Origin of the sequence: Clostridium sp. DSM 8431 (assembly GCF_900116755.1) — a bacterium.
Taxonomy (GTDB): domain Bacteria; phylum Bacillota; class Clostridia; order Clostridiales; family Clostridiaceae; genus Clostridium.
This window is the reverse complement of sequence record NZ_FPBY01000117.1, coordinates 1-10,824: the sequence shown is the minus strand read 5'-3', so window position 1 is coordinate 10,824 and position 10,824 is coordinate 1. Positions and strand designations below refer to the sequence as shown.

12 protein-coding genes and 1 other annotated feature are annotated in these 10,824 nt (G+C 26.6%); of the genes, 3 read left to right on the top strand and 9 right to left on the bottom strand.

Annotated elements, in window-relative coordinates; all coding sequences use genetic code 11:
- Window positions 1-201: 201 nt before the first annotated feature.
- A complete protein-coding gene (locus BM384_RS11875; protein ID WP_090013865.1) occupies window positions 202-822 on the bottom strand; it encodes a TetR/AcrR family transcriptional regulator in 621 nt (206 codons plus the stop codon).
- A 209-nt stretch (window positions 823-1,031) separates the two neighbouring features.
- Between BM384_RS11875 and abc-f the strand changes: the two genes are divergently transcribed.
- A complete protein-coding gene (gene abc-f, locus BM384_RS11870; protein ID WP_090013863.1) occupies window positions 1,032-2,957 on the top strand; it encodes a ribosomal protection-like ABC-F family protein in 1,926 nt (641 codons plus the stop codon).
- 32 nt (window positions 2,958-2,989) lie between these two features.
- Here the strand turns inward: abc-f and BM384_RS11865 are convergent, their stop codons facing one another.
- The 3 genes from BM384_RS11865 to BM384_RS11855 all read right to left on the bottom strand — a co-directional run bounded on the left by BM384_RS11865 (window position 2,990) and on the right by BM384_RS11855 (window position 6,574).
- The gene (locus BM384_RS11865) at window positions 2,990-3,454 is read right to left on the bottom strand and encodes a dUTP diphosphatase (RefSeq protein ID WP_090013862.1); all 465 of its coding nucleotides are present in this window, start codon (window positions 3,452-3,454) and stop codon (window positions 2,990-2,992) included.
- A 120-nt stretch (window positions 3,455-3,574) separates the two neighbouring features.
- A complete protein-coding gene (locus BM384_RS11860; RefSeq protein ID WP_090013860.1) occupies window positions 3,575-4,312 on the bottom strand; it encodes a prealbumin-like fold domain-containing protein in 738 nt (245 codons plus the stop codon).
- A 69-nt stretch (window positions 4,313-4,381) separates the two neighbouring features.
- Complete coding sequence (locus tag BM384_RS11855) at window positions 4,382-6,574, bottom strand: sensor domain-containing protein (protein WP_175537360.1); 2,193 nt, start codon at window positions 6,572-6,574, stop codon at window positions 4,382-4,384.
- Between the two features lie 142 nt (window positions 6,575-6,716).
- Between BM384_RS11855 and BM384_RS11850 the strand changes: the two genes are divergently transcribed.
- Window positions 6,717-7,421, top strand: coding sequence for a polysaccharide deacetylase family protein (locus tag BM384_RS11850; RefSeq protein WP_090013856.1), 705 nt, complete (start codon window positions 6,717-6,719; stop codon window positions 7,419-7,421).
- 72 nt (window positions 7,422-7,493) lie between these two features.
- Here BM384_RS11850 and BM384_RS11845 read toward each other — a convergent pair whose 3' ends face one another.
- The 5 genes from BM384_RS11845 to BM384_RS11830 all read right to left on the bottom strand — a co-directional run bounded on the left by BM384_RS11845 (window position 7,494) and on the right by BM384_RS11830 (window position 10,423).
- Window positions 7,494-8,009 (bottom strand): tryptophan transporter, encoded by a 516-nt coding sequence (locus BM384_RS11845; protein WP_090013854.1) that lies wholly within the window; start codon window positions 8,007-8,009, stop codon window positions 7,494-7,496.
- Between the two features lie 185 nt (window positions 8,010-8,194).
- Window positions 8,195-8,437, bottom strand: a binding site (T-box leader).
- A gap of 58 nt (window positions 8,438-8,495) precedes the next feature.
- Window positions 8,496-8,624 carry a hypothetical protein gene (locus tag BM384_RS18545; protein ID WP_278280925.1) on the bottom strand — a complete coding sequence of 43 codons (129 nt, stop codon included), beginning with the start codon at window positions 8,622-8,624 and terminating at the stop codon, window positions 8,496-8,498.
- Between the two features lie 42 nt (window positions 8,625-8,666).
- On the bottom strand, window positions 8,667-8,855 hold the full coding sequence (locus tag BM384_RS11840; RefSeq protein WP_090013852.1) for a DUF4250 domain-containing protein: 189 nt from the start codon (window positions 8,853-8,855) through the stop codon (window positions 8,667-8,669).
- Window positions 8,856-8,960: 105 nt separating this feature from the next.
- A complete protein-coding gene (locus tag BM384_RS11835) occupies window positions 8,961-9,530 on the bottom strand; it encodes a metallophosphoesterase family protein (protein WP_090013850.1) in 570 nt (189 codons plus the stop codon).
- 26 nt (window positions 9,531-9,556) lie between these two features.
- Window positions 9,557-10,423: a tRNA 2-thiocytidine biosynthesis TtcA family protein gene (locus BM384_RS11830; protein ID WP_090013848.1), complete on the bottom strand. Its 867-nt coding sequence runs from the start codon at window positions 10,421-10,423 to the stop codon at window positions 9,557-9,559.
- Between the two features lie 175 nt (window positions 10,424-10,598).
- Here BM384_RS11830 and BM384_RS11825 point away from each other — a divergent pair.
- Window positions 10,599-10,824, top strand: a 226-nt coding sequence (locus tag BM384_RS11825) for a hypothetical protein (protein ID WP_347455072.1), incomplete at its 3' end; no start/stop codon positions are given.

Here is a 10,824-nt window from a genome sequence, read left to right as displayed (position 1 = left end):
TTCGAAACCAAACTCCATTTGAGTTACGAAATCCTAAAATACATAAACAAATGTTTTTAGAAAATACTTCTCAAAATAGTGCCGCTTAATTGATTTACATTTTTTGTAACCATTCGTGTTTTACAAATGGTTTGTTTGCTATACCCTTTTTTAAAAAATATTATTTTTTAAAATTTACTTGACTATTATTAGCTGGTCTTTTTAGTTACGTATCATAGCTAAAATCTTCTTGAATAAAATTGGTTTTATCATATCTATATCTTCTGGTTCATTTAATATTATGGAACTATAGCAGACGCCACCAACTAATTCAAAAATCATAAACAAAGTCATTTCAGCTTCCTCAGGACTCATATTGTACTCTGACTTTAAGCCATCAATAAAAAGCTTCATAACATCTTGAACTTCTTTATTAGATTCTTCATTACTATTCATAGTTCTTCTATATAGTCCACTAGAAAAATTTTTATTTATTAATTTTAATAAAAGCTTATTAGTTTTAAAATAATTTATTACATAGTCTATAAAAAATATTGTCTGTTTTTCAAAATCTTTTATATTTTCTCTCTCTGTAATTTCCATAGCCTCTCTTACTATTTGAGCACTTTTCTTTAAAATTAATCTATTTATTATATCGTATTTGTCTTTAAAATATAAATAAAAAGTTCCTTTTGCTACCCCTGCTTTTTTTACAATTTCATCTATAGCTGTATTATTAGCTCCCTTTGTTGTAAATAATTCATAAGCAGCTGAAAATAAATCCTCCTCCTTTCTCTTTTTATTTTCTTTTACTTTGTTTATTTTCTTTTCGTTTTTAAGCATTTTTCCTCCCTATGACTCCTAGTCAATTACCATTATACTCCATTTTGACACTTAGTCAATTATTCTTAATATATTATATTAACTTTTTGTTTCTCAGTTATATATTGTGCAAATTGATATGACTTAAGTTAAATAGTATAATATATTAGTAAACTTAAGTTACATATTATAAATATAGTGTACCTAAATTTTAACCGGAGGGAAAGTAAATGATTGTTTTAAGTTGTAAAAATATTAGTAAGAGTTATGGTATAGACGAGATTCTGAAAGATATTACACTTTCCATTAATGAAGGAGACAAAGTTGGACTTATTGGTGCCAATGGTGAAGGTAAATCAACTTTATTTAAAATTTTAACTAAGCAGTTAAGTTTTGATGATGGTGAAATATTTATAGATAAAAATAAAACTATAGGATATTTAGCACAGCATCTTAATTTAGATTCAGAAAATACCATATTTAATGAAATGCTTACTGTCTTTTCTGACCTTGTAGGATTAGAAAACAAACTTCAATCATTGGAAATTAAGATGAATGAACCTTATACGGAAAGTAATGCTGAATACCATAACAAATTAATTAAAGATTATACAACAGCTCAAGAAACTTATACAAACAGAGGCGGTTATACTTATAAAGGAGAAATAAATAGAGTATTAAAAGGGTTAGGCTTTTTTGAAAAAGACTTTGATAAGCTTATAAGTACTTTAAGCGGAGGACAAAAAACAAGAGTTGCTCTTTGTAAACTTCTTTTGCAATCTCCTGATATTCTTCTTTTAGACGAACCTACAAACCACCTTGACCTTGAAGCAATTGAATGGCTTGAAGACTATTTAAAAACTTATAAAGGAACTGTTTTAGTTATATCCCATGATAGATTCTTTTTAGATTCTGTAACTAATAGAACCTTCCAAGTTATAAATGGCCATGTTAACTGCTACAATGCTCCATATACAAAATTTCTTGAACTTAGAAAAAAAGATTATGAAAATCAATTAAAAGCTTATAATTTGCAACAAGCAGAAATTAAAAGGCAAGAAGCTATAATAGAAAAATATAGATCTTTTAATAGAGAAAAAAGTATTAAAGCAGCTGAAAGTAGAGAAAAATCTCTAAATAAAATAGAAAGAATAGATGCTCCTGATAAGGAAAAAGATGCATCTAAAATTTCTTTTGAAACTGCTGTTAAAAGTGGTTATGATGTTTTACATCTTGAAAAGTTATCTAAGAGTTATGAAAATAAACATCTATTTTCTAATGTTTCTCTTGATTTAAAAAGAGGAGAAAAAATTGCTCTTATTGGAGAAAATGGACGTGGAAAAACTACTTTATTTAAAATAATAATGGATAAGGTAAAACCTGATTCAGGTGTTGTATCCTTAGGAACTAATGTTAATGTAGGTTACTATGACCAGGAACAATCAAACCTTTCTGAAAACAAAACTATCTTAGATGAAGTATGGGATGACTTTCCTTATCTAACAACAAGTAAACTTAGAACTGTTTTAGGTTCATTCCTATTTAAGGGTGATGATGTATTTAAGACTATTGATAAATTAAGTGGTGGAGAAAAATGTAGAATAAATCTTTTAAAACTTATGTTATTAAAATCTAATTTACTACTTTTAGACGAACCTACAAACCATCTTGATATTATGTCTAGAGAAGCATTAGAAGATGCCATCTTAAGTTATGATGGTACTATGATAGTAATATCCCATGATAGATATTTCTTAAATAAAGTAATACATAAAATAGTTGAATTAGAGGAAGATGGTTTAAATGAATACCTTGGAAACTACAGCTATTATATAGAAAAGAAAAAGAATCCTCAAAGATTTGAAGCTTTAGAAGAAGCAGCAAAAGGAAAAACTAAGACTCAGATTAAAGAAGATAATAGAAAAAAACGTGAAGCAAAAAAAGAAGAAAAAGCTAAAAAAGCTAGAATAAGAACTTTAGAAACTGATATTTCAAATTGTGAAGAAGAATTAACAAAACTTCAAGAATCTCAATGTCTAGAAGAAGTATATTCAAATCCAACTGAAAGTGAAAGAGTTAATAAAGAAATTAAAAGTATAGAAGAAAAATTAGAAATGCTTTATGAAGAATGGGAAACATTATCTTCAGAAGAATAAAACAAAACGCCTAGAAATTCTAGGCGTTTTCTTTACTTAACTCCTGTAGTTCCAAATCCTCCACGATCTGCATTTCCAAAAGTAAGAACTTCTTCAAATTCTATTTCAGGCATAACTTCCATAATTCTAAACTGACCTATTTTATCTCCATGTTTTATCCATGTCCCCTTTGTTTCTACGCCATCTACTACTTCATTTTCTTTGCCTTGTAGACAGTATACAGGCATATGCCACTCATCATTATCTCCTATATATGTATCATCAACTACCCCTACACTATTAGTTTGTATTATTCCCCATGATTTAAATGTAGAGCTTCTAGGTGCAAGATGACCTTCCCATCCTGAAGGTAATTCTAATGCAAAACCTAAAGGAATCATTGCTCTTTCTCCTTCTTTTACAAATACGTCTTTATTTGAATAAACGTCTATCCAGTTTCCCTTAGTAATTTTCTTTAATTTTACTGCACCCTCAAAGTATTTAATTCTTATTTTCATATTTTTCCATATCCTTTCCTCATCCTTTTGTAAAAAAACTTTCATAAACTTATTATATAAAAGAAACTGTGAAATACAATGTTTATTTATATTATCACAGTTTCTTTATCACAAATAATATTAATTATTTTTATAATTTTTTAAAGTATTTAATACATAAAGAACATATTTTTTATTGCTTTTTGATATATTAACTTCATTCCAAGTTAAATAAACTGGCTTTTCAAAATAATTCTTATTTATAAGCTCAATAATTCTATAATTTCCTTCAGGAACCTTTTCAAATTCTACCTTGCCTTCTTCATCTGTAATCTTACTTTCTACAAGCTCTGGTCTAATACTATTTATTTTATATAAATTTATAGTTACGCCTTTTAATGTATTACTTTTCTTTAAAGATAAAATTGAATATACAGTAATTTTCCCCTCTAGGTCCTCTTCTTTTTTAGTTTCTTCCTTATGGTCACACTCTTCTTTTTTATCTTTACTCTTTTCTTCATATTTTTTACTAAAGCCACACCATTCATCAACACAATTAGTCCACTTTCCTATTTCACTTTCAATATCAAGAACTTCATTTTCTCTATAATTATAATCTTTATCAATATCTTTCTTTAATATTCTTTCTGAATGATTATGCTCATTATCTCCAAATACTTTACTTTCATTTCCACAGGTATAACTTTCACTACTACCATCAGCATAGGTAATATCAAAATTCACCATGAATTCATCACCCTTATGAATATTAGTTTCATCTTCTTTAGATTTAAGGTACTCTTCTAGAAATTTTTCTATAACAGGGTCCTTATCATCCATATTAGTGCAGTAAACCTTTTTTTCATTTTCCTTCTTCATCTTAAGAAGCCTCCTTAGTATTCTCCATATTAAAATATGAATTTTAAGAGTTTAGTGTGTCAAAAGTTTTTACTTTATGATTTCTTTAACTTCCTCAAAGGTTTTTGGTTTACCTAAATAATATCCTTGAATTATATCGCAATTAGCTTCACTTAAAAATTCAAACTGTTCCTTATTCTCTACCCCTTCTGCAACAACCTCTAAATTCATTAAATGCGCTAATTCAATTATTTTTTTAATTATATTTTCACCCTTAAAATCTTTACCAATATCATCAATAAAACTCTTATCAATTTTTACTGTATCTATTGGAAGATTCTTTAGATAATTTAAAGATGAATATCCTGTTCCAAAATCATCTAATGCAACAGAGAAGCCCATTTTCTTTAATTCTCCTAAAGCCCCTATATTTCTTTTTATAGATTCCATAATTATACTTTCAGTAACTTCAAATTCTATACTTTGTGGGTCTATATCTTCTTCTTTAATACTTTTTTTTATAAAATCAATTAATTCTTCATCCCTTAATTGAACCTCTGAAAGATTAATAGATACTTTTAGCTTTTTACTCGATAGCTCATTTATTAATTTACACTTTTTAAAAGAATCTTTAATAAGATATTTTCCAATTTCAACTATAAAACCATTATTTTCAGCAGTTGGTATAAACTCAGAAGGAGAAACTATTCCAAGTTCTTCACTATTCCATCTAGCCAAAAATTCAAAACCTTGTATTTCTCTAGACTTAATATAATACTTAGGTTGCATTAAAAAATAAATCTCATTATTTTCTATAGACTTTCTTATATAACTATCTAATTTAAGTTCTCTATCAATATCATAAGCCAATTTTTCATCAAAAATCATATACTTATTTTTTCCAGTAGCTTTAGCATTATACATTGCAATATCAGCTTTCTTTAATAAAGACTGTATTGTATCCCCTATACTTTTGCCCATACTTACACCTATACTTACTGTATTGTATATATCTTTTTTATTCATGCTTATAGGAATATTACTTTCTTCAATAATATTTTTAACAATATCTATAATTTCTTCTTTTTTATCAACATTTTCAATTGAAATTATAAATTCATCTCCTCCGAATCTAGATAAAAACCAATTCTTATTTAGATACTCTAATCTTTTATTTACTTTATTACAAAATAATCTTAATACACTGTCTCCTGTAGCATGTCCATATGTATCATTTATAAGCTTAAAGTTATCAAGATCAATAAAAATTATAACAAAATACTTTTTATTTAATAATGAAACCTCTTTCATCTTTTCAGCTTTTTCCATAAAATAATGTCTATTAGGTATTCCTGTAACCTCATCATAATAGCTAAGATAATTTATTTTTATTTCTTTTTCCTTTCTATCTGTGTCATCATTTATGGAACCATATATATAATCTCCCTCATCATTAATTCTTTTGCCTCTAATTTTAAGCCATAATTCTTTTTTATAACTAGTAACAGCTCTATATTCTATATTTAAATACTTACTATTACTATTTAAAAATTCATAAAACTTATTTTTAACTTTTTCTCTTTCATCTTCAATTATATAATTAAACCACTCTTCTAAATCAAATACTAATTCTCTCTTCCACTCTAAGCCTAGCAAACTTGAAATTTTATTATCTAAGGTTATAGTTTTTTCCTTTAAATTTATATAAAACATTATATCCTTACTTCCTTCTAAAGCCATTTTATATTTCTTTTCACTTTTTCTAAGCATGTTATCTAACTTAACTTTTTCAGTTATATCTAAAATCGTAGCACTTATAACAAATTCCTTATTATTTATTTCTCCCTTTCCTGAACACTCTAGTACTATAACTTCTTCATTAGAATTATTAATTTGAAATTCTAATATAAAATCATCCTTAATTTCTCTATTTATAACTTCCTTTAAAAAATTCCTTATATAATCCCTATCTTTTTTATCAATAAACTCATAAAAATCTTCTAATATATTTATATCTTTATCTATACCAAATACATTCTTATAATTTTTAGATAAAGATAATTTTTTGTCTTCCTTGCCATATTCCAATATTACTACATTTACAGAATTTATAACTCTAGTGAAACTTTTTTTAAATTTATAATTTCTTTTATGTAATACTATATTAGCTACCACAACAACTAAAAACATAAATTTTAATAACCAAGAACCTTCCCACACATTAAATAAAGATTCTATACCAAGGAAAATAACCAATATTATTTGTATATATTTAAAACCCATAATCATACCTCTACCCCACTTTTTACCTCTATATATTACCATAAATATAATTTTTAAACATCTGTTATGTAAAAGTTTTTTTGCATAAAAGTTATTATTAGAAACATAATAACTTTGTATCAAGTTTTATGAAGGTGATAAAATGAAAATTAAATTTTTAAAGAATTTATCTATTTTCTTTATACTTATTTTTTCTATTAGTTCCTTAAGGGTATACGCTGCTGAAGATTCTGAAAAGATTATTTATCTTACTTTTGATGATGGCCCTGCAGGTAAAATAGCAACTGACGTATTAGATATTTTAAAAGAAGAAAATGTCCCAGGAACCTTCTTTTTAATTGGAGATCAAATTAAAGATCAAGAAGATTTAGTAAAAAGACTTAAAGAGGAAGGACATTCCATAGGCCTTCACAGTATGAGTCATGAAAAAAGTAAACTTTACGCATCTAATGATGCATTTTTAAAGGAAATGCTAGACTCTCAAGCTTTAATAAAAGATATAACTGGTGAATCTCCTACTATATTAAGATTTCCTTGTGGCTGCAACAATACTTGTTATAAATTAAAGCCAGAACTTGTTGATCTTCTTCATAAAAATAATTTAAGAATATTTGATTGGAATGTTGATACCACTGATGGTGCTAATCCTTATGCATCTCCTTCTACTTTTATAAATAAAGCAAAAAGTGATAAAGATACTATTTTTCTTCTTATGCACTGTGGATATCAAAGTAAGAATTCAGTGAAAGCTCTTCCTGAAATAATAAAATATTATAAAGATAAAGGATATTCATTTAAGACTATAGACGATGATACTCCTGAACAATTTCATTATATAAAAAAATAAATATATTAAAAGAGGTACATCTAAATAAATTAGATTCAGATGTACCTCTTTAACTATAATTTTTTATAATAATTAATCAAGTTTTATTCTTGTCTGTTTTATAGTTCTTTCTATTATTTTATACATTATTAATCCAACTACTGTATTAATAGCTGCTGTTGGAATTACTACAGCTATTATTGCAGCTGTTATTGTACCTTCTATTCCATAAATTATTGCTAATGTACTTAAAAATGAAAATCCACTTATCATAGTTCCTAAAAGAAGAATAACTACTGCTTGAATATTCTTACTTACTTTGTTTCGTAGTGGTAATAATACTAAATACATTACGTTACATGTTATTAGCTTATCAAGAATATTAGGAAGTTGCCCCCCAGCAGTTTTAGTTGTAACTGCCGTAAATATACCTATAATAATACCTGAAATAATTGTTGTTTTATAATCTCTATTTAATAACATAATAATAAATAACATTGCAACTGCAAAGTCTGGTTGAGCAGGAAGCCCTATAGAAGGAGCTGCAATATGCAATATTACCCCAATTGCAATTAATATAGCATTGACTGTCATCTTTTTAGTATTCATTTTCATTCCCCCAATATAAAAAAAATAAGAACAAAGTTGCTGACACTAAGTTTTTCGGTTCTTTTGTGGCACTATATTTATTTTTACGTTCTTAATAAACTTACATACCAGAAAACCTGTAGTAATTAATACTTACTGTCAAAGAAATTTTATACTCCACAGACGTAAAAAAATCCATCCTATAACAATAGGACGGATATAAACCGCGATACCACCTAAATTGTAATTTTAAAAAAATTACCTCTCTCACTTGAAAGTACAATCATACTTCCTCTGTTTTAACGTACAGACTACGGCATCAGCTACTTTTTTCATTTCACCTAGCTTCTCAAAGGTCCATTCACTATTAATATCAGTACTGAATTCACACCATCATCAGCTCTCTTAGACCTAATTATATAGCTACTACTCCTCATCAAAGAATTTACTTTATATTAATAATATATCTATTTTTTTCTTATTTGTCAATTATTTCAACAAAAAAAATTATTCTTTACTCTCTTCTTCTTCTGCATTCATATTATCATAATCTTTTCTATCCTTCATTAAAGATACTGCTAATGCTGCTGCAGCTCCAAGAAATATAGCAAGCTTTCCTTTATTTTTAATATTCATTTCATTTCCTCCAGAGCACTATATACTAAAAAAAATATAATTCTATTTATATTGATTTGTATCTCTATCGTAAACTCTTCCAGTTTCCATTAATTTTTTATTTAATTCTTCTACTGATATTCCTACATCTTCACAATATGCTTCTAATGAATCAAAATAATCTCTTAACCTCATGTTAACCATACTAACTAGTATATTAGGATCCATTGCTAATAACGCTTCTTTGTTCATTTAATATTCCTCCTTATTTTCCATTCATCAATAACTCCCATTAACTTATAATTTATTGTCGTATTTTTTTTATACAACTTTATTTTATCTCCAAAAAATCTACTTTTATTTTATTAAATTATACTTTTTCATATCTATACTTATACTATCATAACTTAAATCAATTATGCAAAAGCTTATCTTTTCATCATAAGATAAACCTAATGAACCTGGATTTATCATAGTACTTCCTTTATAATAAGATAGTAAACCTTGATAATGAGTATGCCCAAATAAAACATAATCATAGTCTCCTTCATAGTCTTTTAAAAATTCTAAAAGACTTTTTCCCTCATATAATAAAGGCATATCTGTATTATTATCAATTCTACTATGAACCATAAGAAATTTTTTATTACAAAATTCTACAGTTTTAATTAAAGGTAAACTATCTAACCATAAAATTTCTTCATCTAATAATTCATCTTCTAAAAAAAGACTGCTGTCATGATTTCCACGAACACTTATAAAACGTTTATCATTCATTATAATTCTTAAAGCTTCTACTGGATTATCTCCACCAATAATATCTCCAAGATTTAAGACAGTCTTAATTCCTTCCTTATTAATATAATTCATAAAAACATTTAAATTTTCAGTATTTCCATGTACATCTGAAATAACAGCAATCTTCATAATTAATTCACCTTCATATAATATATTTATTCTTCATCATATACATCTAAAAATGAATATTTCTTTCCATCTTTTTCCCATCCCAAAATAGAATCCATAGCAACATTTTCTGCAGCTTTAAATATAGACTTATCAACATTATTAAAGTTTTTCTTTAAGTCTTCAATAAGTTTCTTTATTTCAAATCTCTTATTACCAATCTTCTCTGCTGCAATCATACATGCACAGTTTAAAGGCCATATTCCACTATAATTTATCCATCTTTTTATATTTTCTTCTTCAATAAGATATAAAGGTCTTATTAGTTCAATGTTTTCAAAATTTTGTGCTTTAAGTTTTGGAAGCATTGTTTTAAAGTTTCCTCCATAAAGTACATTTAACATTGTTGTTTCTATTACATCATTATAGTGATGTCCTAATGCAAGTTTATTACATCCAAGCTCTTGAGCTTTAGAATATAAAGAACCTCTTCTCATTCTTGCACACATATAGCATGGATAATCTTTAGCCATTTTTTCCGCAACTTCAAATATTCCTGATTCATATATGTGAGCATCAATATTAAGATATTCCAAATTTTCCTTTAATAAGGCTTTTATTTGTGGATGATATCCTGGATCCATAGCAATGAACTCTAGATCAAAGTTAACTTCACCATGTCTATGAAGCTCTTGTAATAACTTTGCCATTAAAAGACTGTCTTTTCCTCCTGAAATAGCAACAGCTATCTTATCTCCTTCTTCTATAAGATTATATTCTTTAACAGCCTTAACAAATTTAGACCATATCTGCTTTCTATATTTTTTTATGATACTTCTTTCAATATCTTTTAAAGGTTTTTTTTCCTCTTCTGGAATTATTCTTTCACAACCTTGTCCTGCTAAACTACTCATCTTAACACCTCATTTTCAACAAACATTATATCATCTTATTCTATAAAATAAAATAATATTTAATATGAAAACATAATAGTATAGTGTACTAAATAAGGGGATGTAAAAAAACTCTCCTAAAAAGAAAATCGCTGTAGGCATTAAACTTACAGCGATTTTTTGGTAAAATTAAATTATGATACCAAATAATTTTACTAATAATAATTTTATAACAAAACAATTAAAATTACCATTGGAAATCGAAAAAATTATTGATATTTCAGATCCGGTATATACTTTCTGTGATGTAATAGATCACATTGACCTAAAATCATATTTTGCAGGGGAAGGCTGCAAAACAGGTCGTCCAAGATGTGATTCAGAGAAATTACTTAAAGTTATACTATTCGCATTTATGCAGA